Genomic DNA, 26,693 nt, shown 5'->3' with positions numbered 1-26,693 from the left:
ACACCGCTTTCACCGAAACGGTTCGAGACGATTGTGCTAAAATATTAGCACTGGGTGCGGAATCTCGCGAGACTGGTCGTAAATTCCTGACATGCCCGAACTCCCGGATATCGTCGCATACGTCGAAGCGCTCGAATCGCGACTCGTCGGGCAACCGATATCGGAGGTGCGCCTCAAAACGCCCTTTCTTCTTCGAACAGTCGAGCCACCCCTTAGCGAGCTCGTCGGTAAGACGGTGCGAACTGTCCGGCGATTCGGAAAGCGAATCGTGATCGGGTTGGACGACGATCTGTTCATCGTCCTCCACCTCATGATTGCCGGGCGTCTGCACTGGAAGCCGCGCGGTGGCAAAGCAGGCGGCCGCTCAGACCTCGCCGCTTTCGATTTTCCAACCGGAACGCTCACGCTCACCGAGGCGGGCACCAAGCGCCGAGCGTCGCTCTATCTCGCGCGCGGCGAGGCGAACCTTGGCGAGTTTCGCCGCGGCGGCCTCGAGGTGTTGGACGCAACCGCGGCAGAGTTCGCCGAACGCCTTCGGTCGGAAAACCACACGGTCAAACGTTCGCTCACCGATCCCCGCCTGTTCAGCGGCATCGGCAACGCGTACTCCGACGAGATTCTGCATCGCGCCAAACTGTCGCCAGTCAAACTCACATCGCGTTTGAGCGACGACGAGATCGACACGCTGTTCGTGGCCACCAAGGCGATTCTCGTCGAGTGGACGGACCGGCTCCGCACCGAGGCGGCCGGCGGATTTCCGGAAAAGGTGACGGCGTTTCGCCCCGAGATGGCGGTCCACGGAAAGTTCGGTCAGCCGTGTCCGGTGTGCGGCGCGCCGATCCAGCGCATTCGCTATGCGGACAACGAGACCAACTACTGCGCGCGCTGCCAGAACGAAGGTCGCTTACTCGCGGACCGCGGACTGTCGCGTCTATTGAAGCAGGACTGGCCGCGCAGTCTCGACGAACTCTAGAGCCTACGCGGTCAGAATTTCTGCGCGGCCGCCGAGTATGACGATGGTGTGCTCGTAGTGCGCGGCAAGGCAGCCATTCGTCGTGCGAATCGTCCAACCGTCGTCGTCTTCGACGAGGTCCGTGCGAACTTCGCTGATGATTGGCTCGAGGGCGATCACCATGCCTTCGGTGAGATGCCCGCGCGTGAACGGGCTGAAGAAGTTCGGAACCGACGGCTCTTCGTGCAGCCCGCGACCTACGCCGTGTCCGCACAGATCGCGGATGACGAAATGACCCCAGCGCCTGACTTCGCCTTCGACCGCGCGGCCGAGTTCCGCGACGCGCACGTCGGGCGCAGCGACTTTCAACGCGCGCTTGAACGCGGCTTTCGCGCATTGCACGAGGTTATTCGCGCGTGTCGACGCCGGTGCGAGTACCACAGTAATCGCTGAGTCCGCGATGTAGCCGTCGAGTTCCGCTGTGACGTCGATCTTGAGCACATCGCCCGCCTGCAGCACACGCGCGCCCGGAACGCCGTGAACCACTTCGTCGTTCACGCTGATGCAGTTGAAGCCGGGGAATGCGTACGTGAGTTGCGGCGCCGAACGCGCGCCGTGACGCCGAAGAAACTTGGCGCCGACGTCGTCGAGCTGTTCAGTCGTCATCCCCGGCTGAGCGGCCGCGCGCATTTCGTCGAGCGCGCGAGCCACGAGCTTCCCAACTGCCCGCATCGATGCGAGATCAGACTTTGATTCGACGGTCATTTGACAGAGGCACTAGGCGCTAGGTGCTCGCCACTAAATGCTAAGGTATTTCCTCACGCGCTCACGCGCGTGAGAATCTATGGAACCGAAGATCGGACGCGCGCTTGTCGTTTCCCAAATCAAATCCCTTCCGAATCTCTAGCGCCCAGCGCCGAGTCCCTAGCGCCTAATTTCCGATTTCCATCGTTCCTTCACAAACGATGACAGATTTTCCTCCAACGCGAGCCGCTGTAATCTTCCCGTCAGCTTTGTCGGCCTCGACTTCGAGAATACTCGGACGGCCCATTTCAAAGCCCTGCTCCACGATCCAGCGAAGTGTGCCATCGAAGCGCGGATCGCGTGCCGCGAGGTAGCCTCCGAGCGCAACGCAGGCGCTGCCCGTCGCAGGATCCTCGGGGACGCCGATGCCTGGAGCATACATTCGCGCACGCACATCGGAGCCTGGGCGTTCGCCGTCCATCGCGAAGACCATCACTTTATTCGTGACATACGAGCCGAGTGCGGTCTGCCAAACGTCGAGCTTGAGGCGCGAACGGGCGACTGCAGCGCGATCGCGGAGCGGAATGAAGAGGAACGGAGTTCCGCACGACACCGCTTCGGCCGACAAATCTCCGTGCAACACGTCATCTTTCGATAGAGACAGCATCGAAGCGAGGGTCTCGTGCGACGGCGGCGGCGGGCCGACCTCTGGCAGTTTTGCCACAGACAGCTGCGCCGACGTAGGACGGCCGTTCGTCGATTGAATGGTTACGGGGATCGGACCAACGCCTTCTTCGAACACGATTCGCGTTTCGTCGCCAGTAATCGCAATGGCGCCAATAGTGGCGAGGATGTGTGCGGTTCCCACGGTGGGATGGCCGGCAAACTGCAACTCGCCGCCCGGCGTGAAGATTCGGACTTTGGCGGTATGGCTCGGATCGGCGGGCGGCAGAACGAATGTCGTCTCGGAGTAGTTGAACTCCCGCGCGATGTGTGGCATTAGGTCTGGGGAGATTTCGCGCGCGTCGGGAAAGACGGCGAGCTGATTCCCTCCAAAGCGTCGATCCGTGAAAACGTCGGCGGTGAGATAGCGGGCGTTCATGTCGGGAAAGTGTAGAGAGACGTGTGTTCGAGGAACGATACGGTCGACCGTCGTGTCTCAACCCTGACGGTGTCCGCGTCGTAGTTAAGAAGGTAGGCTGTTCGCTGTCGGCTCAGGCTGTCGGCCAATAGCTAATAGCAAATGGCCATTAGCCAATAGCCGCGGCGGTCATGACGCACTGGTTGGAAGGAATTTTTCAATTCCTGTTCAAGTACAGGCCGACTGAGTTCGCGAAGGGCAACGTCGCCTTTGGCGCGCCCTTTTCAGTCGTGATTCTGCTGCTTGCCGTCGCCGCGATCGGCGTTCCGGCGATTCTGAGCTACCGCGGAGTTCGCGGCAAGAGCTCGAAGCGCGATCGCTGGGTGCTCGGCACCCTCAGAGTTGCCGCCCTCGGCGTGCTCATGATGTGCCTGTTCCGTCCGATGCTGCTCCTATCGGCGGCCGTTCCGCAGCGCAACTACGTTGGTGTGCTCGTTGACGATTCACGAAGCATGCGAATTGCCGATCGCGACGGAAAGGCTCGTTCCGATTGGGTCGAGCACGCGTTTGGTGGACCCGATAGCGCGCTGCTCAAAGCGCTCAAGCAAAAGTTCATTGTTCGGCTATTCCGCTTTTCGTCAGGCGCACAGCGCGTCGACAGCGTAGCCGATCTGTCGTTCAACGCTGGCGAAACTCGCCTTGGCGCGGCGATCGAGCAGGCGCGCCAGGAACTCGATGCAGTGCCGCTCTCCGGGCTCGTCGTCCTGAGCGACGGCGCCGACAATTCACGCGCCCCGTTCGGCGACGAACTGCTGTCGCTGCGTTCGAAGTCGGTGCCGATCTTCGCCGTTGGGCTTGGCGCGGAAAAGTTCGACAAGGACATTGAGATTCGCCGCGTCGAAGCGTCGCACTCGGTGCTCAAGGGTGGCGCGCTGGTCGCCGATCTCTTGATTCGACAGCACGGCTACGCCGGCGCGCGGGTTCCGCTCGTCGTCGAAGACGCAGGTCGGATCGTTTCGCGCGATTCCATCACGCTTCCGGCTGAAGGCGACGTTGCACCGGTACGCGTGACAGTCGCGGCACATGATGCCGGCCCGCGCTCGTTCACCTTCCGTATTCCTCTGCAGCCCGGCGAACAGGTCGAACAGAACAACGCACAGCAGGCGTTGGTCGACGTGCGCGACGGCCGTGAGAAAATCCTCTACGTCGAAGGCGAGCCGCGCTACGAAATGCGCTTCATTCGCGCCGCGGTGGAAGCGGATTCGAATGTTCAGCTTGTCGCACTCCAGCGCACCGCCGAAAACAAATTCCTTCGACTGAACGTCGACAGCGAGAGCGACCTGTCGAGTGGTTTTCCGAAGACGCGCGCCGAGCTATTCCGCTATCGCGCCGTGATTCTCGGCAGTATCGAGGCGAGCTTCTTCACGCATGACCAGTTGGCGATGCTCGCAGAGTTCGTCAACGTTCGCGGTGGTGGCCTGCTCATGCTCGGTGGACGTCGAGCATTCTCTGAAGGTGGGTACGCTGGAACGCCGCTCGCCGACGTGATGCCCGTTACGGTTTCGGGGAGTGCGGTTGCCGATTCGCTGACGTTCTTCGCCGACCTGAAGGTGGCGTTGACGCCGGCGGGAGCGAGCCATGCCGTCGCGCAGATTGGTGCGACTCCGGCTGCATCCGTGCTGCGCTGGGGCACGCTGCCCGCGGTGACGACGGTCAATCGCATTCGCGACGTGAAGCCGGGCGCAGTGACGCTCATCTCCGGTTCTCTCGTCCCTGGCGGTCACGCTGGCGAGCCCGGAGCGCCGTTGTCGTCGTATCAGCAGCCGGTGCTTGTCTACCAGCGTTATGGTCGCGGTCTATCGATCGCGTTGCCGATTCAAGATTCGTGGAGTTGGCAGATGGATCCAGCGGCGAAGGAAGACGATCAGACCTTCGAGCGCTTTTGGCGGCAGATGCTGCGATGGCTGACCTCGGACGTTCCGAATCGCGTCGTCGTGACCCTGCCAACAGATCAGGCCAATCCGAAGAATCCGATTTCGATTCGCGCGTCGGTTGCTGACAGCCTGTTCATCGCGCGCAACGACGCGAAGGTCATTGCACATCTGACGAGCGACAGCGGCTTCAAGCGAGACATTCAGCTCGATTGGGCGATCGATCGCGACGGTGAATATCGTGGTACGTTCACGCCCGAGCAGCCAGGCATCTATTCAGTCCGCGTCGACGCACAGTTTCCGACGGGTGGTTCAGCCGGCGATACCACCTACTTACGCGTCGCCGATCTGAACACGGAATACTTCGATGCGGAAATGCGCGCGCCGCTGCTCAAGCGAATGGCGAGCGAAACCGGCGGCAAATACTACACGCCGGCTACGGCAAACACGCTCCCAGAGGACGTTGCGCTGAGCAAGCACGGTGTCACGGTCGTGAATCAGATGGATCTGTGGGATATGCCCGCGATTTTCCTGCTGCTCGTCGCGCTGGTAAGCGCCGAGTGGGCCTACCGCAAAGCGCGAGGATTGGCATGAGCGGGAATCAGAAGCAGTGGACGTTGGGACGAGCGTTTGCGCGCTCGGCCCTTCTCGCGCTGTTCCCGCTTGCCACTTCTCTCATCCAGCTTCCCGCGCAAACGCATTTGATCATCGTCGGGGGTCTCGGCGGTGAAAAAAAATACACGGACTCGTTCGCGAAACTGTCGCAGGCTCTCGCGGACGCGGCAGCGAAGCGCTTCAATATTCCGGACGCCGAGGTGCAGTGGTTCGGCGAGGATAGCGTCTCCACGAAGCCGCACTATCGTGGGCAATCGACGAAGGTCAACATCGAGCGAGCATTCAATCAGCTCGCGGGTCGTGCGGGTCGAGGCGATCAGGTCATCGTCGTGTTGATCGGTCACGGCAGCGGCGAAGGCCCTGAGACCAAGATCAGTATTCCCGGCCCGGATCTGAGCGCACGCGACTTCGCGCTGCTGCTCGGCCGCTTTCCGACCCAGAAGGTGGCGTTCGTGAATCTCACGAGCGCGAGCGGCGACATGATTCCCGTACTCGCTGCGCCAAATCGCGTCATCATCACCGCGACCAAGAGTGCGTTCGAGAGAAACGAATCGCACTTCGCGCAGTACTTCGTCGACGCGCTCGTCAAGGACGGCGCCGATACCGACAAGGACGGCCGTGTTTCGCTGCTCGAGGCATTCCGTTACGCCGTGGTCGAAACGAAACGCCTCTACGAGAATGACACACGGCTGCAGACTGAACACGCGCAGCTCGATGACATGGGCACGAAAGAGGGCGTTGCCGATCCGGATGGTAAAACAGGACAAGGCATCTTGGCGCGACGCTTCTTCTTCGATGGCGGCTTCGCGACGCAGGCGGGCGCGAGCGATCCGCAGCTAGCCGCGTTGTACAAGGACAAGTTCGGCATCGAGGATCAGATCGACGTGCTGCGAACGAAGAAAGCGTCGATGACGCCAGACGCCTACGACGATGCACTCGAAGGTCTGCTCGTGCAGCTCGCTCGCAAAGCAAAGACGATCCGCGAGATCGAAGGACGGAAGACATGATGCGCGGAGCGTGGGTCACTAATAATGGAAAGGCTCGGCGTATTCTGGGGTGCGCTCTACTCGCGCTCGCCCCGGCAATGCTGCAGGCGCAGGACGACGGACACGACGCGTTGCGCACTGGCAGATACCAGGAAGCGATCACGTTGCTCTCGAAAGTTCCGGTCAGCGACAGCTCGTGGATCGACGCCCAGCGCGATCTCGTGCAAGCGTACGTGATGACCGGCAAGCTCGATGACGCGGAGCGCGTTGCGCGTCGCGCTACGACGGCGAAGGGCGGCAGCGCGCTCTGGAATCCGCTCGGCGAAGTACTGCTCATGCGCGGCCAGCGAGCCGCGGCAGAGAGCGCATTCGTTCGCGCAACCGCGCAGCATGCGCCGGACAGTCTCACTGCGGCGCTGAATCTCGCGGTCCTCCACTTCGATCGCGGTGAACGAGATCGCGCGATGAAGGAGTTCGATCACTTCATCGACGTCTACAATGCCTCGGCCGGTGCGAATCTCAGCAGCGACGACCTCGTTGCCGTCGCTACCGCCGTCGAATATCTAGGCGCGAAGGATCCGCAGCTCTTCAAGGATGCGCTCAAAGCGTTCGATCGCGCGCTGACCACAGATCCGTCAAATGCCGACGCTCGAGTCAAACTCGGCGAGCTGTTTCTGCGGAAGTACAACTTCGCCGAGGCACAGAGCAGCTTCGAAGAAGTCCTGCAGACGAATCCGAACAATCCGCGCGCGCTACTCGGCGCGGCGATGCGGCTTCAGGCAGACGGACAGTCTGGCGCCGATTCGCTGCTGCGTGCCGCGCTGAACATCAATCCAGACTACGTCGAAGCGCGTACGTTGCACGCGGAAGCGCTTGTCGATCTCGAGGCGTATGCCGAGGCGCAGCAGGACATCGACCGCGCGCTGAAAGTGAATCCGACCTCGGAGCGCGCCCTCGCTGTTGCTGCGGCGATCAAGTATCTCACGCACGATCAGGCGGGCTTCGAGACAATGCGTTCGCGTGCAGCTGCGCAAAACCCGAACGATTCGGATCTCTTTACGACGCTCGCTGAGATGTCGGCACAGGTTCGGTTGTATCGCGCCGCCGCCGATTTCGCCAAGCAGGCCGTTGCGTTGGATGCCAAAGACTGGCACGCGTGGAGCGTGCTTGGAATGAATCAGATGCGCCTCGGCCAGATCGCCGAGGGGCGCAAGAGTCTCGAGACGTCGTTCGCCGGCGATCCGTACAACGTTTGGGTGAAGAATACGCTCGATTTGCTCGACACATATAAGAACTATGATCTCGTGCCGAGCGAGCACTATCAGTTCATGATCGACAAGACCGAGTCGCCTATTCTGTCGGTCTATCTAAAGGATCTGGCTGAGCAGGCGTACTCGACGTTCTCGAAGAAGTATGCGTACGCGCCGCCGCCGCCGATTCGAATCGAGGTGTATCGCAGCCACGCAGACTTCTCGGTGCGTACTGTTGGTCTGGCCGGACTTGGCGCGCTCGGCGTGAGCTTTGGAACGACGCTGGCGTTCGATTCGCCAGCGGCGAAGGACGCGGGTCCGTTCAATTGGGGCTCCACGGTGTGGCACGAGCTGGCGCACACCTTCACGCTTGGCAGCACTGACAACCGAATTCCGCGGTGGTTCTCGGAGGGCCTGTCGGTCTACGAGGAGCATCACGCACGGCCGGGCTGGGGCTTCAACGTCACGCCCGACTTTCTCGCGGCGTTCAAGGCGGGCAAGCTCGTTCCGGTCAGCCGCATGAACGATGGATTCATGCATCCAGCGTATCCGGGACAGGTTCAGTTTTCGTATTACCAGGCGTCACTCGTCTGTGAGTTGATCGCACGCGATTGGGGCGAGCCTGCCATTCTGAAGATGTTGCAGGCATATAAGGAAGGCGCGACGACCGAGCAGGTTTTTCAGCGCGTGTTGAACACGGACATCAAGGCGTTCGACAAGAAGTTCGATGACTATTTGAAAACGCGCTTCGTGGGTGTGCTGGGTTCGCTGACCGAGACGCCGCCGACGTTCTCGCGTGCGACGTCGGCCGAGGATTTCCTAAAAGCGGCGAATTCGGCCCCGAATGACTTCGGCACTCAGTTGCTTGCGGGCATGGGGCTGCTCGCCAAGGACAGAGTCGACGATGCGATTCCTCTGCTCGAAAAGGCGCGGACGATGTTCCCCGAATACGGGGGCGACGATAGCCCGTACGCGCTTCTTGCCACGGCCTACGAGAAGAAGGGTGACAAGCGCAAGCAGGCCGATGTCTTGATCAAATGGATGACCCTCACCGAGACGAATGCAAAGGCGCTCGTAACACTCGCCGACCTGCTCGAAGCGCTCGGTGATTCGCGCGGTGCGGCCGATGCACTCGATCGCGCCATGTTCGTGAATCCGTTCGACATTGCACTTCATCAGCGGCTTGCTGGTCTTGCACGTGCAGCCGGCGATAAGCCGACGGTGGTGCGAGAACGTGCGGCGATCGTTGCGCTCGGCCCTGTCGATCGCGCGGACGCACTTTACCAGCTCGCGCTCGCACAGCATGAGCTTGGCGACGATACGCATGCGCGCACCAGCGTGCTGCGTGCATTGGAAGAGGCACCGAATTTCGAGCGCGCGCAGACGCTTTTGCTCACGCTCTATGACGCTCGTGTTCGACCCAACAGTGGGGGGAACCCATGAGCATTGTCAGAACCTTGTCCGTGACCGCACTTGCCTGCGCGGTCATGGCCGGAAATGCTGGAGCACAGCGACGAGGCGGCGGTGGTGGCGGTGGAAATGGCTTCAACCGCTACTTTGGCAGCCCAGACGAGTTCTATCAGCATCCGTTGTTTCACGGAAACCCCGAGTATGACGGGCGTTTCACCTTCGCGCGCATCAAGTATCGCGGCTACGAGCATTGGTCCGGTCGTGAAGGTCCCGGTTGGTCGCACGACTATCCGGACGCTGAAGAGAATTTCGTGAAAATTCTTCGCGACATCAGCTCGGTGCGTCCGTTTGTGCAGGCCGGCCCGATTCTCGGTAGCGCGCTCGTTTCGCTGGACGATCCGACTCTGTTCAAATATCCCGTCAGCTATATGTCCGAGCCTGGCGGCTGGCATCCGACCGAGAAGGAGGTCGCCGGCTTTCGCGCGTACTTCCTCAAGGGCGGATTCATGATCTTCGATGACTTCCGTGAGGGCTGGAACGGGAACTACGACTGGACCAATTTGCGCCAGCAGGTTGCTCGCGCACTGCCAGGCGCGAAATGGGTTCAACTCACGGGAACCGAGCCGATCTTCGATTCGTTCTTCAAGATCGATCTCAAGGCGGCGGTGAGCAGCACGTCGGCGTACGGAAACAACTTGCCGACGTACTGGGGCATCTATCAGGACAATGACCCCAAAAAGCGGCTGATCATGATTGCCAATGTCGACAATGACATCGGCGAATCATGGCAGTGGTCGGCGTCGGGCTTCGTTCCGATCGCCGCGGCGAATGAGACATACAAACTGGGGGTCAATTACGTGATCTACGCTCTGACACACTAGGCACTAGGAATTCGGCAGAACTCTTGGTGTGGTTTGCTCCGTCGACGTACCCGCGACGGATCGCAGTTTCATGTTGCGCACGGCAATCGCGGTCCACAAATAACCCAAGTCCTTGTTTCTAGCGTCTAGCGCCCAGTGCCTAGCGCCCAACAAAAATCTATGGCGACGACGATCCGAACCTCTGCATTGGAATCGACCGACGACATCGCGTTGGCCGAGCGCCTGAAAACCGGCCACGCTCAGATCGTCTCCGAGCTTCATAAGCTCATCGTTGGACAGGAGGACGTGATCGAACTCGTTCTGTTGTCGCTGTTCACGGGCGGCAATAGTCTGATCGTCGGTGTGCCTGGTCTCGCAAAAACGTTGTTGATCAACACCATTGCGCAGGTGCTCGATCTCAAGTTCTCGCGTATCCAGTTCACGCCCGACCTGATGCCGAGCGACATCACGGGCACGGACATCATTCAGGACGATCCCAACACTGGGCGTCGCCACATGGTGTTCACGCCGGGACCAATCTTCGCGAACATCGTTCTCGCCGACGAAATCAACCGCACGCCGCCGAAGACGCAGTCTGCGCTTCTCGAGGCCATGCAGGAGCATCGCGTGACGGTGCAGGGCAAAACGTTCAAGCTCGAAGAGCCCTTCCATGTGTTCGCGACGCAGAATCCGATCGAGCTCGAAGGTACGTATCCGCTGCCGGAAGCGCAGCTCGACCGGTTCATGTTCAACATTGTGATGGAATACCTCCCGGAAGATCAGGAGGTGCAGGTGGCGACATCAACGACGTCGGTGCAGTCGCATCGTTTCCAGCACGCGGTGACCGGTGCGGACATCGTCGCGTTCCAGCAACTCGTCCGTCGCGTGCCGATCGCTGATGCCGTCGCGCGCTATGCCGTGAGTCTGGCTCGCACGAGTCGCCCCGGTCCCAAGGCGCCTGACTTCGTCAAACAGTGGGTGGCGTACGGTGCCAGCACGCGCGCGCCGCAGCATCTCATTCTTGGCGGCAAGGCCCGGGCGCTCATGGACGGTCGGTACAACGTGAGCTTCGAGGACATCCGTGCGCTCGCCAAACCGGTACTTCGTCACCGCGTGCTCATGAACTTCCACGCCGAGTCGGAGAAGGTCACGTCCGATCAGGTGATCGAGAAGCTGCTCGCCGCGGTACCGATTCCGAAGTCGGGGATGTAGAGCTGATGACGTCTGTCGCACCCGCTTCTCAGCAGCAACAGAAATCCTTCCTCGATCCGAGCGTCCTTGCGCGGATCGGGAATCTGGAGCTGCTCGCCAAGACCGTCGTCGAGGGGTTCATCAACGGACTCCACAAGTCGCCGAATCTTGGCGCATCGAGCGACTTCGCCGAGCATAGATCCTATATGCCCGGCGACGACATTCGTCGCATCGATTGGCGGCTGTGGGCGCGCACGGACAAGTACTTCCTCAAGGAGTTCGAGGCCGAGACGAATACGAACTTCTCGATCATCCTCGATGTGTCGCCTTCCATGCGATACAAGTCGGGCGGGCCGGAAGAAGGGCGACTCTCGAAGCTGACGTATGCCTGTTACATGGCGGCGTGTCTCGCGTATTTCTCGAGCCTGCAGCGCGACCGCGTTGGGTTGGCGACGATCGATCACGACGTCGTGGAGTATGTGCCGCCGTCGGCGAAGCATCTGCGACTCGTGCTGCACACGCTCGATCGAATCGAGCACGCCGCGCGCGATGCCAAGGCGGCGCCAGGCAAGTCGACTCTATTTGCACCGCTGCAAAAGTTGTCGGAGACGTTTCGGCGCAGAAGTCTCGTTGTGCTCATCTCCGATTTCTACGAAGACCCCGATTCAGTGATCAGCGCGTTGGCGAACGTTCGCGGTCGCGGGAACGACGTGATGGTGTTCCATCTCCTCGATCCGCGAGAGCTCGATTTTTCGTTCACCGATGCGACGAACTTCATCGACATGGAAACGGGCACCAAAATGCCCGTCATTCCAGAATATTTGCGCAAGCAGTATCAGGACCTTATGAAGGAGCACACCGCCGCACTCTCGAAGCGGATCGTCGAGGCGCGCGCGGACTATGCGCTATTCGACACATCCAAGCCGCTCGACAAGGCGCTGTTCAGCTATCTCGGCGCGCGTCAGCGATTCAACAGGGTGCGGTAGATGAATTTCCTCGCGCCCGCGTTTCTCGCTGGCATTGCTGCCATCGCCATTCCCGTGATCATTCATCTGATCAATCGGGAACGGAAAGTCGTCGTCGAGTTTCCGTCGCTGATGTTTCTGCAGCGTATTCCGTATCGGTCGGTGCGCCGGCAGAAGATTCGCCATCTGTTGCTGCTCATTCTCCGCTGCGTCGCCATCGCTCTACTCGTCGCCGCGTTTGCTCGGCCATTCTTCCAACGACATCAGGCGGCGATCACTGGATCTGGTGCGCGCGAACTCGTGATTCTGCTCGACCATTCATCGAGCATGGGTTACGCCGACCGCTGGACCAAGGCGCGTGACGCCGCCAAAAAGGCCGTCAGCGGACTCTCAGCCACAGATCGCGCGACGCTGGTTGTCTTTGCTGGCGACGCGTCTGTCGCGAGCGAGCCGATGGCAACGCCCGATCGCATCGTTGCCGCAATCAACGCAACGAAGCTCACGTCCGAAGGCACGAAATACGCGCCAGCGCTCAAGCTCGCATCGCAGATCATCTCGGCGTCGACGCTGCCGCGTCGCGAAGTCGTGCTGATTTCCGACTATCAGAAGATTGGTTGGGCGAATCGGAACGAGATCACGTTCCCGCAGGGTACTACGATCACGCCGATCGACCTCGGTGGCACAGCGGCGTCGGATGTTGCGGTTGCGCAGGTGACGACGAGCCGTGATAGCACTGGCGATCGTGACCACGTGACGGTCGCTGCTCGATTGATCAATACCGGCGCGGCACCCAAAACCGTGTCGGCGACGCTTTCGATCGGTGGACGCGACGTTCAGACGAAGCCTGTGCCGATTCCGGCGCGTGGCGCGCAGCAGGTGGCGTTCACTTCGATCGCAGTCCCGAGTGGAGCGACAAAGGGAGTCGTGCGCATCACGCCAGACTCGCTCACGCAGAACGACGTGCTGAACTTCACGATCGCGCCGGACGAAGCCGTGCCGGTGCTCGTCGTCGAGCCGGCGAATCCACGCGCAAACCAGGGATTGTTCCTGAGCCGAGCGCTCGCGATCGGCGACCGTCCGTCATTCCGCGTCGACGAGAAGCCGGTGAATACGCTCACGCCCCGCGATTTCGACGGACGCGCGCTCGTGATCCTCGACGAAGTCGATCCGCCGGGCGGCGCCGTTGGCACTCGGCTGCGCGCGATGGTCGATGGTGGCGGTGGTCTCGTGATCGTTCCAGGCACCAACCGCACAGAAACGTGGAGTCCGGACTGGCGTGGCGTTCTTCCCGCGACGATCGGTGCAGTGACCGATCGTACGGTAGATGCAGGTGGCACGCTGTCGTCGATCGACTACGCACATCCGGTATTCGAACTATTCAATGCGCCGCGCAGCGGCGACTTCTCGACTGCAAAGTTCTATCGATATCGTGCGCTCACGCCGGCAACCGGTGCGAGTGTGTCGGCGCGCTTCGACGATGGATCACCGGCGCTCGTTGAGCGCACTGTGGGAAATGGCAAAGTATTGATCTGGGCGTCGAGCTTCGATCCCTACTGGACGAACTTGCCGCTCCAGCCGGTCTTTCTCCCGTTTGTGCATCAACTTGGCAAGCACGCTGGACGCTACGCGGATCCGCGTCCGTGGTTCATCGCTGGCGACGTCGTCGATCTCTCTCGTCACGGTGAGTTGACGGCGCAGTTCACGGCTGGCCGCGCTGCCGACAGCTTGAGCGAGCTTCGACTACAAGCGCCTTCTGGGTCGCGCGAGCGGCTGACCGCGACGGGTCCGAACCACCTGGCGACACTACACGAACAGGGCTTTTACGAGCTCGGCGGACACGACACGCCGGTTGGCAGTGGCCGCCCGATCGCGGTCAATGTCGATCCGGCCGAGTCGGATCTATCGCATCTCGATCCGCAGGATATCGTGGTGGCGGTGACGGCACTCGATGGGCAGCGTTTGCCTGGTAGTGACTTCGGCACCGCGACGCCGCAGGATCAGGAAGGTCGTCAAAAAATTTGGTGGTATCTCTTGGTCGGCGCGCTGTTGTTGATGGCTGCCGAAACCGCGATGTCCAACCGGCTATCGCGCGTTTCGTCGTCCTGACGACGAAGCAACAAAGGGGGGCGTAATGGAAAGCATTCACGGACTTCCGTCGGAACAGTCGCAACTCCTCGGAGTCGTGCGCGGAGTTCGGAACCGGTACCGAGCCAAGCGTGCGTTGCGCGGTGCAGCGATCGCCGTAGCGGCGAGCTGGGGTGTGCTGCTCGTGGCGTCGTACGCAATGAGCGTTCTGAAATACACCGATGGCGCCGTCCTCGGAGCGCGAATCGTGGCTGCGGTGGCGATCATCGCGATCGTCGTTCGGTTCGTCGTGCAACCGCTCCTGCCGAAATTCCGCGACGACCAGGTGGCGCTGTATCTCGAGGAACACGAGAAGAGCTTGCGTGCGACTGTGATCACGGCGGTCGAGCTGCAGAGCGGGGCCGTGGGGCAGACGTCAGCGTTACGTTCGCCGGCGATCATGGAGCGGTTGACGCGCAACGCGCTCGAGCGAGTACATAAGGCCGGCGACGGTCGCGCGATTGACGCTGGCGAGTTGAAGCTCAACGGCGGCGTTCTCGCCGCAGTGATGTTCGCCGCGATTCTCTTCACGGCGCTCGGTCCACAGGTGCTGCGGCACGGCGTGAAGCTGATCACCACGCCATGGAGCACGGCTGAGCCGGTGAGCTTGTTCAGCATTGCCGTCGATCCGGGTAACGCGACGATCGCGAAGGGCGGCGACGAGTTGATCGAGGCCCGGCTGCGCGGCTTCCAGTCCGACAACGTCGAGCTCCTGGTGCGCAGTGCCGATTCGACGAACTGGACGCGCCTACCCATGCTGCCCGATAGTGCAGGGCGCTATGCGTTCCGGCTGTTCGATATTGCCGGCAAGACGCAGTACGCCGTCGAAGCCAATGGCGTGCGATCGACGACGTACGTGATCGACGTTTCCAATTTGCCGTACGTCAAGCGAATGGATTTACAGTATCGCTATCCGGCGTACACGCAGCTCCAGCCGCTCGACATCGACAGTACCGGCGACATTGCGGCGCTCGCCGGAACGATGGTGCGAATTCGAATCGCGTCGACTGTTCCGACGGCTGGTGGTCGAATCGTCGTCGATGGCGGAGATACACTGAAACTCGTGCCGGGTGACGACGGTCGCCTGATGGCGATGTTGCGCGTGCAGAAGCCCGGCTTCTATAAAGTCGAACTGCAGGGGCCGGACGGAAAGATGGTGACCGGCTCGCTGAACTACACGATCGACGTACTGCCAGATCGTCCGCCGACTGTTCACTTCATCAAGCCAGGCCGTGATGAAAAAGTCCTCTCGGTGGACGAGGTCTACACCGAGGCGAAGGCGGAAGACGACTACGGCGTTGCCAAGCTCGATCTCGTGTATTCGGTGAACGGCAGTCCAGAACGTGCGGTTCCATTGCACGACGGGACGCGCGCCATTCGCGACATCTCGGCTGGCTACACGTTCATGCTCGAGGGACTCAAGCTCGAGCCGGGGGACGTCGTGTCGTACTACGCGCGCGCGTCGGACAACAACGCGGTGAGTGGCGCGCAGAAAGCCTCGACCGACATCTACTTCTTGACCGTGCGGCCGTACGAGAACGACTATCGCCAACAGCAAGGCGGTGGCGGTGGTGGCGGAGGCGGTGGCCAACAGAAGCCCGATGACGCGGGTCAGCTGTCGCAGAAACAGCGCGAGATTATCGCGGCGACATTCAAGACCGCGCGTGATAGCGCTCAGACCGATAAAAAAACACTCGACGAGAATCTGGCGACGCTGCGACTGTCACAGCAGCGGCTCCGCGAGCAGACGAGCCAGTTGGCAAATCGTCTAGTCGAGCGCGGCATCTCGACGTCGGACACCAACTGGAAGAAGATCGGCGAGATTCTGCCCAAGGCTGCCGCGTTTATGGACACCGCGGAGAAGACGCTGACGCAGGGATCGCCGCAGGGCGCGCTCTCGTCGGAACAGCGCGCACTCCAGCAGCTGCAACGGGCCGAAGCCGTATTCAGAGAGATTCAGGTTTCGATGAATCAGGGCGGTGGCGGTGGCGGAGGTGGCGGCCAGCGTACCGACGCCAAGGATCTCGCCGACATCTTCGAACTGCAGCGCGACCGTCTGCGGAATCAGTACGAAACGGTTCAGCGCGGACAGCAGCAGAGTCAGCAACAGCAGCAGTCCGACAATCAGGTCGACGAGACTGCGGAAAAGCTGAAGCAGCTCGCCGCGCGACAGCAGCAGGAGAATGACCGCGCTCGTCGAAAGGCGGACAGCCTCAGCCAGATGGGTTCGTCCGGTTCGCAGGGCGGTCAGGGTCAGCGCGACATGGCACAGCAGACAGAGGAGCAGGCGCGTCAGCTCGAGCGTCTTGCGCGCGAGCAACAGTCGCAGACGCTGGCCGACGCGGCGCGTCGTCTTCAGGACGCGGCGAACTCCATGCGCAAAGCGGCCGCAAATGGTCAGAAGGGCAGCGGTGACGCATCACAGGCTTTGAACAGCCTGCAGGATGCACGTCGTCTGCTGGACCAGGAAAAGAATGGTCGATCGAGCAGAGACATCAACGACGCGCAACGCGCGGCGCAGCAGCTTGCCGAGCAGGAGAAACAGGTTCAGTCCGATGTACAGAAGCTTGGGCAGGCGCAGGCCGGTTCGAGCGAGCAGCAGCGCCTCCAGCAATCGATCGCCGGACAAAAGGCGGCGATGGCCGACGAGGTGAAAGATCTAAAGGGCAAGCTCGATCGCATGGCTCTCGATTCGAAGCGCGATCAGAAGGGGATGTCTCGCGCGCTCGAGTCGGCGGCGGATACGCTTCGCGGTCGCAAGGTCGAGGAGAAGTTGCGGTACACGCAGCAGCAGACACGCACGGCGCCGCCGGATTGGCTGAACACGGCGGAGCAGCAGATCGCAGGCGACATCTCAAACCTCGGCCAGCAGATCCAGCAGGCTGTTGCCGCGGGACAGGCGGCCAACGGACAGCGCGAGCAGTCGCAGGCTGTGGACAAGGCGCGCGATCTCGTGCGCGGACTGCAGTCGATGGACGAGCGTATGCGCCAGCGAACGGAGCAGGGCAACAACGGTCAGCAAGGCCAACAAGGCCAACAAGGCCAACAAGGCCAACAAGGCCAACAAGGCCAACAAGGCCAACAAGGCCAGCAAGGCCAGCAAGGCCAGCAAGGCCAGCAAGGCCAGCAAGGCCAGCAAGGCCAGCAAGGCCAGCAAGGCCAGCAAGGACAGCAAGGACAGCAAGGACAGCAAGGACAGCAAGGACAGCAAGGACAGCAAGGACAGCAGAGCCAAGGCCAAAAGGGTCAGCAAGGGCAACAGGGCCAGGGTCAGCAGGGCCAAAAAGGTCAGCAAGGCCAACAGGGCCAAGGGCAGCAAGGACAACAAGGCCAAGGACAACAAGGCCAAGGTCAGGGGCAAGGCCAGGGACAGGGCCAAGGGCAGCGGCAGAATGGTCAGCAGGGCGGCCGACAGATGGCCAACGGCGGCAACAACCCGAACGCCGGCGGAATGCCTGGTGGTGGTCGCCTCCCGCAGGGACGGCTCTCGACTGACGATGCGCAGCAGTTCAGCCGCGAAGCACAGCAGCGGTTGAACGACGCCGAGGCCCTACGTCAGGAACTCGCGCGCACAGGCGTGCCGACGAAGGAGCTGGACCAGGCGATCGACAATCTGAAGCAGATGGTGAATCCGCAGAACCTGGTGGACACGCGCACGGCCGCTGATCTGCGGTCCAAGACCATCGAGGGCTTTAAAGATTTCGAATTCGGCCTGCGACGCCGGCTTGGGGAATCCGATTCGACGCGAGTCCTCCTCGAGCGCTCCGGGGATGTGCCCGCTGCGTATAGGCAAAACGTCGAGGAGTACTATCGCTCGATTGGAAAGGGAAAACCCACGACGCCGCCCAAGCAGCCGTAGCAGGGTAGAGCGATACGCGAACACGAAGCGGCGCCCAATTCTCTGGGCGCCGCTTTTTGTTGGTTCTGCGATACAGGCCTTCAGCCCTGCACGCGAGGTTCGTCCTCGTCGGAGACGCGCGGCACATCACCGCTGTCCCGAGTGCGATTCACCGGGATTGCTTTGGCCAGCAGGCGACTCATTTCTTCGTCGCCGAACTCGCGCCATCGCGCGGGGATCGGCGTCAGGCGCCGCTTGCCGAGTCGCGATTCAAAGCAGAGCCAGCCGTCGCCGAACTGCTCCGGCAAATACGACATTCGATCCTTAGCGCCCGCTCCTCGCTTCACCTCGAAGACCGTCCATTCCGTTCCGCTCGCGTCCACCAGAATTCTCATCCGTCAACGCCCCCAAAATCGCCGCCGCCCGCATTCTCTCGCCGCATACGCCTCGCGATCCATCCCGGCGTCGGGCAGCGTCTTCGCTTCGTGCCGCTACATCAAGGCAGATTGGATGCCACCGGCCAAGCCAAACAGACCAGTCCGCATAGGGCGGCTGGTCACACGACATCCTCGTCGATCGACATCAAGAGGGGAGCAAAAACTCGGCCGAACACTCCCGGGGCAACGCGAAGTCGCGTCGCGAAATCACTAAACTTCGAGGAGCTCGATGAGTGTTTTCAGATCGATGTTGCCGCCGGACACGACACACACCGTCTTTTTTCCAGCGCGTCTCGGCGCGAGCGCACACGCCACCGACGTTGCGCCGGCCCCCTCTGCGACAATGTGCGCGCGGTCGACCAGGGTGCGAATAGCGCGAGCAACGTCGGATAACGGCGCCACCAGCGCGCCATCCACGAGCCGACTCACGATCGGCCACATCTCCGGCAATACGCCGCGACCGCCAATACCATCGACGAAACTCGGCGTCCGTTCGACGGTGATCGGCTCCTGTGCGGCGAGCGCAGCCGTGAGCGGAGTGGACGTGCCCACCTCGCAGCCGTAAATCGCCGTCGAAGGCGACAGCGCGCGCACCGCCGTCGCAATCCCAGAGATGAGTCCGCCGCCGCCGAACGGCACCAACACTTCGTCGACGTCCGGAAGGGCTTCAACGATCTCTAAACCGATCGTTCCGTTACCCGCCATGACGGCTGAGTCAGCCACCGGATGAATGAACGCGCCCGCCATTCCGTCCCGGCCGTGATCTGCCAGCGTCTGCCACCACTCGTCGTACGGCACCGACACGATCCGCGCGCCGAGTCGTTCCACGGCGTCGACTTTTGTGCGAGGAGCGGAATTCGGCATGACCACCGCGCACGGAATCCCGAGCGCGCGAGCACCCCACGCTACACCCTGCGCCATGTTGCCGGCACTCGCCGTGTACACACCGCTCGCGAGCGCATCGGGTGGCAGAAGGCGCATCGCGTTCGTCGCACCACGCAGCTTGAACGACCCGATAGGCTGAAGCGACTCGAGCTTGAGGTAGATCTCGTTGGGCGCGTCGACGTTGAGGCGGATCAGCGGAGTCGCTTTGACCGTCGACGCGATTCGATCGCGTGCGGCTCGAACATCGTCGATCGTCGGCGGCTCAATGAGCCGCAAGCCGTGCTCCGCCGAGTTCGACCCTTACGCCCGCGCCCGTACGCAGCGCCTCGGCGTACACATATGACGATGCGGCGAGATCTTCGATCGCCAGACCGAGCGATTTGAACAACGTGATCTCATTGGCATCGCGGCGCCCCTCGACGCGATTGATCAGCAGTTCGCCGATCTCGCCAACGATGTGCTCCGGTCCAATGTCGCCGTCGTGCAGCGGAACCAATATGTCGCCGGGTTCCTTCAACGCAGATTCTCGGCGATCGACATACAGGCGCGAGCGAATCACCGTTTCCGAGTCGACCTCGCGCGCGCTGGCCTGCGATGCGCCAACTGCGTTGATGTGCACACCGGGCGACAGCCACTCGCCGAACAGCACTGGCTCGCGCGCCGACGTCGTCGTGCAGATGATCTCGGCGTCGCGAACCGCATCAGGTCCGCTGCTGGCAATCGAGGCCTCGAGCTGAAAGCGATCGCGCGCGGCCTCGACGAGCTGCATTGCATTGTTGGGACTTCGACTCCACACGCGAAGCGTACGGATTGGCCGCACCGCACACATGGCTTCGAGATGGGCGTGCGCCTGAACACCAGCGCCAATGATCGTGAGCGACGATGCCGTTTCGCGTGCGAGCAGTCGCGTTGCGACGGCCGAGACCGCAGCGGTGCGGATTGTGGTGACGGGAGTGGCATCGAGCACCGCTGCGAGACTGCCATTCTGCGGATCGAACAACAGCACCGCGCCCTGATGCGAATCGAACGCGGTGCCGTGATTCCCCGGAAAAACCGTGATGACCTTGGCGCCAACAACGGTCTCGCCCTCTCCGGTCGGCGCCTCGGGACTATCGCCGGGCAGGCGAAGCTTCAAATACCCCGGCATGGTCGCGAACGCGTCGGTGGTGCCAGGAACGAGGATGACCGTTCGCAGCGGAAGCACCGCATCCCCCCGCGCGAGAGACGCGAGCGCCGACGCCATGACGTCGATGCACGCGTCCATCGGAAGTAATCGCTCTACATCGCCCTGCGAGAGGATGAGCAATTCTAACTCCGCCTTATTTCTCGGCCATGAAAGGATACTTGTAGTCCAGCGGCGGCGAGAACGTCTCCTTGATCGATCGAGCGCTGACCCAGCGAACGAGATTGAGCTTGGAGCCGGCCTTGTCGTTCGTGCCCGACGCGCGCGCACCGCCGAACGGCTGCTGTCCAACAACGGCGCCCGTGGGCTTGTCGTTGACGTAGAAATTACCGGCGGCGTTCCGAAGCGCCATCATCGCTTCACGTACCGCGGCGCGATCATTCGCGAACACCGCGCCGGTGAGTGCATACGGGGATGTGCGATCGATGACCTCGAGCGTCTCCTCCCACTTGTCGTCTTCATAGACGTAGGCCGTAACGACCGGGCCAAAGATCTCCTCGCAGAGCAGCCGATACCCTGGCTCCTTCGCCTCGACGAGCGTCGGCTTGATGAAGTAGCCCTCATCGCCCGTCGCCACACCGCCCGATACGACCTTGGCGTTCGTGTGCGCGTCGTTGAGATAGTCGCTGATCTTCTTGAACGCCTTCTCGTCGATCACGGCGCCAACGAAGTTGCGGAAGTCGGTGATGTCGCCCATGCGCATGTCTTCCATCATCGCGACGGTGCGATCGCGCACTTCCTTCCATAGGGAGCGCGGGACGTAAATACGGCTCGCCGCCGAACACTTCTGACCCTGGAACTCGAACCCACCGCGGGCGATGGCGACAGCAAGCGCCTGCGGGTCGGCCGACGGATGTGCAACGATGAAGTCCTTTCCACCCGTCTCGCCAACGATGCGCGGATAAGTAGCATACTGCGACATATTCGCGCCGATCGTCTTCCACATGCTGTTGAAGACGCCCGTGCTGCCGGTAAAGTGCACGCCGGCGAGCTCGCGATGGCCAAGCAGCATGTTCGAGATCTCGGCCGGATCGCCCGGCACGAAGTTGATCACGCCCGGCGGAAGGCCTGCTTCCTCGAGCAGCTTCATGATGTAGTACGCTGAATGCATCGCAGACGACGCGGGCTTCCAGATCACCGTATTGCCCATCAGCGCCGGCGCGGTCGGCAGGTTGCCGCCAATCGACGTGAAGTTGAACGGCGTCACCGCATAGACGAAGCCTTCGAGCGGACGGTAGTCGAGCTGATTCCACATCATGTTGTTCGACAACGGCTGCTCGTCGTACAGCTCCTGCGCGTACGCGGGATTGAAGCGCCAGAAGTCGATCATCTCGCATGCCGCATCGATCTCGGCCTGGAACGCCGTTTTCGACTGGCCGAGCATCGTGGATGCGTTCATGGTCTGACGCCACGTCGTGGCGAGCAGCTCGGCCGCGCGCAGGAACACAGCAGCGCGATCTTCCCACGCCCAGTTGGCCCAGTCGGTGCGCGCGTTGCGTGCCGCGACGATCGCTTGTTCGACGTGCTTGGCAGATGCCTTGTGCCAGTCGGCAAGAACGTGCGAGTGCGCATGCGGCATCACCGACTGCGCGGTTTCTCCCGTGCGAATCTCTTTGCCGCCAATGATGACGGGAATGTCGATGCGCTCGTTCGCCATCTCCTTGAGGCGCGACTTGAGCGCCGCGCGTTCGGGAGAGCCGGGCGCATAGCTCTTCACAGGCTCGTTCAACGGCGGTGGAACGCGCCTGGTGCCGCTGAAGCCAGCGAGCGGCGCGGAGCGCGGCGAAATCGTCTGCTCGGCCTGTTGGGATTCGGCGGCGAGCTTCTCGGGAGCGGTACGAACGGCCATTGGCGTGGTCCTCAGCTATTCACTAGTCAGCTAATTGGAAACAGTGCAGCTGACAGCGGACAGCGACGCTGTTGGCTGCTCTCTGATAGCTGAAGATAATCCTCCCCGCTATTGTCAGACGATGCGCCTTTTTGTGCCCACGCTTCTGGCCGTCGGGCTTCTGACCGCTGGTTGTGACACGTCGCCCGTCCAATGGACCGACCCTACTCCGATCGACGGCCCGGCCAGTCCGAGCCACCTCACGCTCGCGGCGACGGGTCAACCCCGGTTGGTCGCGGATTCCGCGTGGGCCGTCACTCCGCCATCTGATCCCTCGCTCTGCAGGTCGTCTTTGCGGACCGTTCGCGGTACGACCCGCCTCTACGCCGTCTGGTGGTCTGTTCGACGCGACAGCAGTTCGGTGCTCTACGCCGCCTGGTCTCCCGACAGTGGAAAGACTTGGGGAACGACGTCGCCGGTCGATACTACCGATGTCAGCTCTCGCGGCTGTGCTCGTCCTCCGGCGTCGGTCGCCACGTCAGGGGACGATCTGCACATCGCCTACTCGATGATTGCCCCGGAAGGCACGGGGGTGTTTTTCGCGCACTTCATGGGATCGATGCTCCACTCACCTGTGGCTGTGATCTACGGAGACCGACTCGTCTCGACGGCAATCGCCGCCGACGGCGATCGCGTGGCCGTGGCCTATGAAGAGCCGAACGGAACGCGGAAGCAGGTCGACGTCGCCCTATCGCAGACGCAGGGGCACATCTTCGAGTGGCACGCTATCGCTTCGCGAGACATTGATGCCGCGACGGAACCGTCCGTTGCGCTCGCTGGACCACGACTCGCAGTTGCCTGGTTCACGCGCCGAATGAATGACTCGGTCGGCACACGCGTCGTTCGCGAAGGACGCATCCGGTGATTGCGGCCGACGCGCGGCCGATTCCCCTCCGCGTGCTAGTGGCTGACGGCGACGCCATTGTTCGGCTACTCGTCGTTGCCGTGCTTTCCGAGTTGGGACACGAGACACGCGTGGCGGCGAATGGTGCCGACGCGTGGCGCACGATCGAAGATTGGCGCCCGGAGCTCGTCGTGCTCGACGTGGAACTCGGTGTCGTCGACGGTCTCGAGGTGTGTCGCCGCATTCGCGAGTTCGACGAAAAGCGCGAGGTGTTCGTCCTTTTTCTCACCGGACGCGACCATCCGGAAAGTCTGCATGGCGTACTCGACGCCGGCGGCGACGAGTTCATCGCCAAGCCCACGACGCCCGAAGATCTGCGCGCACGACTGATCGTCGCGCGCCGGCGCATGACGCAGGACATGGCTCGTCGCTCGGCGGAGGAAGAGCTTTCGAAGGCGCGCTGGCTGGCCGGTATTGGCGACGCGACGCTCGCGCTGCAACACGAGATCAACAACCCGCTGTCGGCACTCTTGGGACATGCGGAGCTGATGATCATGGAGCTCGAGGAAAAGGGCGAGCGAAACGAGATGCTCGACGTGATCCACGAGCAGGCGCGACGGATTGCCGAAGTCGTTCGCCGCTTGCGACAGTTGAAGAATCCAGAGAGTGTTGATTACGTGGGTGGCTCGCGAATGATCAACCTTTGGAAGGAACACGTCACGTGACGCACTACTTCGGCGCTCATACCATCGACAACGGCGGCATCCACATGGCCGCGCGTCGGGCCGGAGCGGCGGGGATGCAGGCGCTGCAAATTTTCACGACGATTCCGAAGTACTACGGCGACAAGAGCTCGATCAACCCGGAGCGTGTGCTGCGCTTCAACGGTGCGCTGAACGAGGCGCGGATCGAACCGAGATTCGTCATGGCGCATGCGGCGTACGTCCTGAACACCGCCACGCACGAGGAAGAGAAGTACTCGCGCGCCCGCGCCGGCCTCGCCAAAGAACTCGAGCGATCGACCGCGCTCGGCATCGGATCGATCTGCTTTCACCCCGGCGCAGCGCTCGACGACGATCGCGAGCTTGCCGCCGAGCGCGTTGCGCAGGCGATTGTGTTTGCGCTCGATAACGTGCCGAAGAGCACGACCCGCGTGCTCGTGGAGAACACGGCTGGCGCCGGACGAACGTTCGCGAAGACAGCCGCCGAAGTTGGCGCGATCCTTCGCCATGTTCCGGCACCGCTGCGTTCACGTACCGGCTACGGTCTCGACACCTGCCATCTATTTGCGTCGGGATACGATCTACACGCGTCTGGCGCCGTGTCGCGCGTCCTCGATGAGTTCGAAGAAGCCACCGGCGAGCCGCCCGGTTTCTTTCATCTCAACGACAGCGAAGGCGCGCTCGGCTCGAACCGCGATCGCCATACGCTGATCGGCGACGGGTTGATTGGCGTAGAGCCGTTTCGTCAACTCGTGGCCGATCGTCGAAGCCAGGACATTCCGCTCATCCTCGAGACGCCGCAGGAGCACCCGGAGATTGGCGAGGATGATCAGAGTGCCGATCCCTATGACGTGCGAATGATTGAGCTCCTCCGATCGTTCGACCAAGGGTGACAGCTCTCGCGTGAAGGCGCGCGGGTGAAGGCTCGACGACGTATCCAAAGGAGTTCGATGAAGCTGATTGTTTCCGCGCTCGCTGCATTCATCCCTGTCGCGGTGAGTGCGCAAGCGTCCGAGCGCGCGTCGTTCTATCTCGTCACGCATGCGCTCGGCAGTACCGATACGATCGTCGCCGAGCGTGTCACGCGTACGGCGACGGAAATCACGGGCGAGTTGGTGGATCGGGTGCGCGGCGGACGTCTATCGTACGTTGCGTCGTTGGCACCCACGGCGCTCGTAACGCGACTGGAGACCAAGTCATATCGAACGCCGACTGACACCGCGCCTCAGTCAGCCGGTCTCGCCATCGACGGCGACAGCGTCGTTGCTCGCATGGGAAGCGCGATGCCTGCGCACCTGCCCGCCGTCGACGGAGCGTTGCTCGTCGTGAATCCATCGGTGGCGTTCATGGAGCAAATGGTGCGACGTGCGATCGCGATGGGAAGCGATACAGTCGGAATCGCACTATTCATTGCTGGAGCGCCGCAGGCCGTTCCGCTCACCGTGCGTCGGATCTCGGCCGACTCCGTCACGCTGAGTTACGCGGGAGTCGTGATGCGCCTCGCCGTCGCTGCCGACGGGAGGTTGCTCGGCGGTTCACTACCTGCACAGCAGCTCACGATCGAGCGCGGCGGGCCGGTGGATGCGATCGCCTTGGCGAGGCCCGACTATTCCGCGCCTGCGGGGGCACCATACACGGCGGAAGATGTCGTCGTGCGCACGCCTGCTGGACTCAAGCTCACCGGCACGTTGACGATTCCTCGCGCACGCGCAACCGGCCGCGCGCCGGCCGTGGTGACGATCACTGGTTCGGGCCCGCAGGATAGAGATGGGCGTAGCATCGCGCTCGATGGTTACCGCCCGTTTCGTGAGTTGGCGGATACACTCGGCAGGCGTGGGATTGCCGTGTTGCGCCTCGATGATCGTGGTCTCAATGGATCGGACGCTGGTCCATCGACGGTGACGTCGAACGATTTTGCCGATGACATTCGCGCGGGCGTCGCGTTCCTTCGATCGCGTTCGGAGATCGACGGGGCGCGCATTGCCCTCGTGGGTCATAGCGAGGGCGGAATCATCGCGCCGCAGGTTGCGTCGACTGATCCGCAGCTTCGCGCGATCGTGCTGATGGCGGGTTTTGCGTCGCCGGGCCGAGAGGTGGTGCGATCTCAGCAGATGTATGCGATCGACACCGTGGCGCATTTGATGGGCGACCGACGCGCCGCGGCGATTGCTCAGGCGCAGCGAACGAGCGACTCGCTATCTACGGTCATGCCGTGGTGGAAGCATTTTCTCGACTATGATCCGTCGCCGGTGGCTCGTCGAGTCAAAGCATCGGTGCTCATTCTCCATGGGGAAACGGACCATCAGGTGCCGCTTCCCGAGGCGGAAAAGTTGGCGGCGGCGTTTCGTGCTGGTCCGAGTTCGAGCGTGACCGTGCGCACGTTTCCCGCGACGAATCATCTCTTCGTCGCTGATGAAACGGGAAGTTTCGACTATGCGAAGCTGCCGTCGTTGCATGTGCGCCGTGAGGTGCTTGGCGCGATTGCCGACTGGTTGAGTGCGCAATTTCGGTAGTATTGCGCAGTGAAAATCGGAGTGTGCGCGAGTGATCAGCGCGCGATTTTCAGAGGGGAAATACGTTGTTTCCGAGCGAAAACGGCCCCGTTCGTGATCGAACGTGGGCCGTTTTCAGAGGGAGAATCGTTGTTTCTCATAGGGGAAAAGACGCATTTCCCTATTGCGTCCTACACCGATCACTATACTTTTCGCCCGTGAGGATTGCGATTTTCATAGGGAAAACGCGCACTCCTCACGTGAGATAACTCCAACCATTCCATCTACCGGGAGA

19 protein-coding genes are annotated in these 26,693 nt (G+C 61.8%); 13 read left to right on the top strand and 6 right to left on the bottom strand.

Annotation, left to right across the window (positions count from 1 at the left end):
* Positions 1-91 precede the first annotated feature (91 nt).
* Positions 92-973: an Fpg/Nei family DNA glycosylase gene (locus AC6H4Z_RS23940; RefSeq protein ID WP_497544492.1), complete on the top strand. Its 882-nt coding sequence runs from the start codon at positions 92-94 to the stop codon at positions 971-973.
* Positions 974-976: 3 nt separating this feature from the next.
* Here AC6H4Z_RS23940 and map read toward each other — a convergent pair whose 3' ends face one another.
* The gene (gene map, locus AC6H4Z_RS23935) at positions 977-1,717 is read right to left on the bottom strand and encodes a type I methionyl aminopeptidase (protein ID WP_497544491.1); all 741 of its coding nucleotides are present in this window, start codon (positions 1,715-1,717) and stop codon (positions 977-979) included.
* A 166-nt stretch (positions 1,718-1,883) separates the two neighbouring features.
* Positions 1,884-2,798 (bottom strand): PhzF family phenazine biosynthesis protein, encoded by a 915-nt coding sequence (locus tag AC6H4Z_RS23930; RefSeq protein WP_497544490.1) that lies wholly within the window; start codon positions 2,796-2,798, stop codon positions 1,884-1,886.
* Between the two features lie 170 nt (positions 2,799-2,968).
* Here AC6H4Z_RS23930 and AC6H4Z_RS23925 point away from each other — a divergent pair, with 170 nt between their 5' ends.
* From AC6H4Z_RS23925 to AC6H4Z_RS23890, 8 genes are all read left to right on the top strand, one after another.
* Entirely contained in the window at positions 2,969-5,302 is a 2,334-nt protein-coding gene (locus AC6H4Z_RS23925) for a hypothetical protein (protein ID WP_497544489.1), read from the top strand.
* Entirely contained in the window at positions 5,299-6,330 is a 1,032-nt protein-coding gene (locus tag AC6H4Z_RS23920; protein WP_497544488.1) for a hypothetical protein, read from the top strand. The genes AC6H4Z_RS23925 and AC6H4Z_RS23920 overlap by 4 nt, the downstream gene beginning before the upstream one ends.
* Complete coding sequence (locus AC6H4Z_RS23915) at positions 6,327-9,002, top strand: tetratricopeptide repeat protein (RefSeq protein WP_497544487.1); 2,676 nt, start codon at positions 6,327-6,329, stop codon at positions 9,000-9,002. Before AC6H4Z_RS23920 ends, AC6H4Z_RS23915 begins: the two co-directional genes overlap by 4 nt.
* Positions 8,999-9,850, top strand: coding sequence for a DUF4159 domain-containing protein (locus AC6H4Z_RS23910; RefSeq protein WP_497544486.1), 852 nt, complete (start codon positions 8,999-9,001; stop codon positions 9,848-9,850). Before AC6H4Z_RS23915 ends, AC6H4Z_RS23910 begins: the two co-directional genes overlap by 4 nt.
* A 159-nt stretch (positions 9,851-10,009) precedes the next feature.
* On the top strand, positions 10,010-11,041 hold the full coding sequence (locus AC6H4Z_RS23905; RefSeq protein WP_497544485.1) for an AAA family ATPase: 1,032 nt from the start codon (positions 10,010-10,012) through the stop codon (positions 11,039-11,041).
* 5 nt (positions 11,042-11,046) lie between these two features.
* Complete coding sequence (locus AC6H4Z_RS23900) at positions 11,047-12,006, top strand: DUF58 domain-containing protein (RefSeq protein WP_497544484.1); 960 nt, start codon at positions 11,047-11,049, stop codon at positions 12,004-12,006.
* Complete coding sequence (locus tag AC6H4Z_RS23895) at positions 12,007-14,091, top strand: BatA domain-containing protein (RefSeq protein WP_497544483.1); 2,085 nt, start codon at positions 12,007-12,009, stop codon at positions 14,089-14,091. It begins immediately after the preceding gene.
* 25 nt (positions 14,092-14,116) lie between these two features.
* Entirely contained in the window at positions 14,117-17,968 is a 3,852-nt protein-coding gene (locus AC6H4Z_RS23890) for a DUF4175 family protein (RefSeq protein ID WP_497544482.1), read from the top strand.
* A gap of 80 nt (positions 17,969-18,048) precedes the next feature.
* Here AC6H4Z_RS23890 and AC6H4Z_RS23885 read toward each other — a convergent pair whose 3' ends face one another.
* The 4 genes from AC6H4Z_RS23885 to pruA all read right to left on the bottom strand — a co-directional run bounded on the left by AC6H4Z_RS23885 (position 18,049) and on the right by pruA (position 22,301).
* Positions 18,049-18,342: a hypothetical protein gene (locus AC6H4Z_RS23885; RefSeq protein WP_497544481.1), complete on the bottom strand. Its 294-nt coding sequence runs from the start codon at positions 18,340-18,342 to the stop codon at positions 18,049-18,051.
* A 252-nt stretch (positions 18,343-18,594) separates the two neighbouring features.
* Entirely contained in the window at positions 18,595-19,545 is a 951-nt protein-coding gene (locus AC6H4Z_RS23880) for a threonine ammonia-lyase (RefSeq protein ID WP_497544480.1), read from the bottom strand.
* Positions 19,532-20,575, bottom strand: a complete 1,044-nt coding sequence (locus AC6H4Z_RS23875; protein WP_497544479.1) for an ornithine cyclodeaminase family protein — start codon at positions 20,573-20,575, stop codon at positions 19,532-19,534. Before AC6H4Z_RS23875 ends, AC6H4Z_RS23880 begins: the two co-directional genes overlap by 14 nt.
* Before the next feature lie 13 nt (positions 20,576-20,588).
* Positions 20,589-22,301 (bottom strand): L-glutamate gamma-semialdehyde dehydrogenase, encoded by a 1,713-nt coding sequence (gene pruA / locus AC6H4Z_RS23870; protein WP_497544478.1) that lies wholly within the window; start codon positions 22,299-22,301, stop codon positions 20,589-20,591.
* Positions 22,302-22,632: 331 nt separating this feature from the next.
* Between pruA and AC6H4Z_RS23865 the strand changes: the two genes are divergently transcribed.
* The 4 genes from AC6H4Z_RS23865 to AC6H4Z_RS23850 are packed head-to-tail and all read left to right on the top strand — an operon-like array spanning position 22,633 to position 26,419.
* On the top strand, positions 22,633-23,205 hold the full coding sequence (locus AC6H4Z_RS23865) for a hypothetical protein (RefSeq protein ID WP_497544477.1): 573 nt from the start codon (positions 22,633-22,635) through the stop codon (positions 23,203-23,205).
* Positions 23,202-23,909: a response regulator gene (locus AC6H4Z_RS23860; protein WP_497544476.1), complete on the top strand. Its 708-nt coding sequence runs from the start codon at positions 23,202-23,204 to the stop codon at positions 23,907-23,909. The genes AC6H4Z_RS23865 and AC6H4Z_RS23860 overlap by 4 nt, the downstream gene beginning before the upstream one ends.
* On the top strand, positions 23,906-24,799 hold the full coding sequence (locus tag AC6H4Z_RS23855) for a deoxyribonuclease IV (protein ID WP_497544475.1): 894 nt from the start codon (positions 23,906-23,908) through the stop codon (positions 24,797-24,799). The genes AC6H4Z_RS23860 and AC6H4Z_RS23855 overlap by 4 nt, the downstream gene beginning before the upstream one ends.
* Before the next feature lie 57 nt (positions 24,800-24,856).
* Entirely contained in the window at positions 24,857-26,419 is a 1,563-nt protein-coding gene (locus AC6H4Z_RS23850) for an alpha/beta hydrolase family protein (RefSeq protein ID WP_497544474.1), read from the top strand.
* Positions 26,420-26,693: the final 274 nt, after the last annotated feature.

Source organism: Leucogemmata humicola (genome assembly GCF_055379415.1).
Note: the sequence above shows the minus strand (reverse complement) of the source record. Positions and strands in the feature narration are given on the sequence as shown.

Bases quoted from the DNA above. Each gene is read 5' to 3' on its own strand.
- AC6H4Z_RS23940 (WP_497544492.1), top strand. From the start codon at position 92: ATGCCCGAACTCCCGGATATCGTCGCATACGTCGAAGCGCTCGAATCG.
- map (WP_497544491.1), bottom strand. From the start codon at position 1,717: ATGACCGTCGAATCAAAGTCTGATCTCGCATCGATGCGGGCAGTTGGG.
- AC6H4Z_RS23930 (WP_497544490.1), bottom strand. From the start codon at position 2,798: ATGAACGCCCGCTATCTCACCGCCGACGTTTTCACGGATCGACGCTTT.
- AC6H4Z_RS23925 (WP_497544489.1), top strand. From the start codon at position 2,969: ATGACGCACTGGTTGGAAGGAATTTTTCAATTCCTGTTCAAGTACAGG.
- AC6H4Z_RS23920 (WP_497544488.1), top strand. From the start codon at position 5,299: ATGAGCGGGAATCAGAAGCAGTGGACGTTGGGACGAGCGTTTGCGCGC.
- AC6H4Z_RS23915 (WP_497544487.1), top strand. From the start codon at position 6,327: ATGATGCGCGGAGCGTGGGTCACTAATAATGGAAAGGCTCGGCGTATT.
- AC6H4Z_RS23910 (WP_497544486.1), top strand. From the start codon at position 8,999: ATGAGCATTGTCAGAACCTTGTCCGTGACCGCACTTGCCTGCGCGGTC.
- AC6H4Z_RS23905 (WP_497544485.1), top strand. From the start codon at position 10,010: ATGGCGACGACGATCCGAACCTCTGCATTGGAATCGACCGACGACATC.
- AC6H4Z_RS23900 (WP_497544484.1), top strand. From the start codon at position 11,047: ATGACGTCTGTCGCACCCGCTTCTCAGCAGCAACAGAAATCCTTCCTC.
- AC6H4Z_RS23895 (WP_497544483.1), top strand. From the start codon at position 12,007: ATGAATTTCCTCGCGCCCGCGTTTCTCGCTGGCATTGCTGCCATCGCC.
- AC6H4Z_RS23890 (WP_497544482.1), top strand. From the start codon at position 14,117: ATGGAAAGCATTCACGGACTTCCGTCGGAACAGTCGCAACTCCTCGGA.
- AC6H4Z_RS23885 (WP_497544481.1), bottom strand. From the start codon at position 18,342: ATGAGAATTCTGGTGGACGCGAGCGGAACGGAATGGACGGTCTTCGAG.
- pruA (WP_497544478.1), bottom strand. From the start codon at position 22,301: ATGGCCGTTCGTACCGCTCCCGAGAAGCTCGCCGCCGAATCCCAACAG.
- AC6H4Z_RS23850 (WP_497544474.1), top strand. From the start codon at position 24,857: ATGAAGCTGATTGTTTCCGCGCTCGCTGCATTCATCCCTGTCGCGGTG.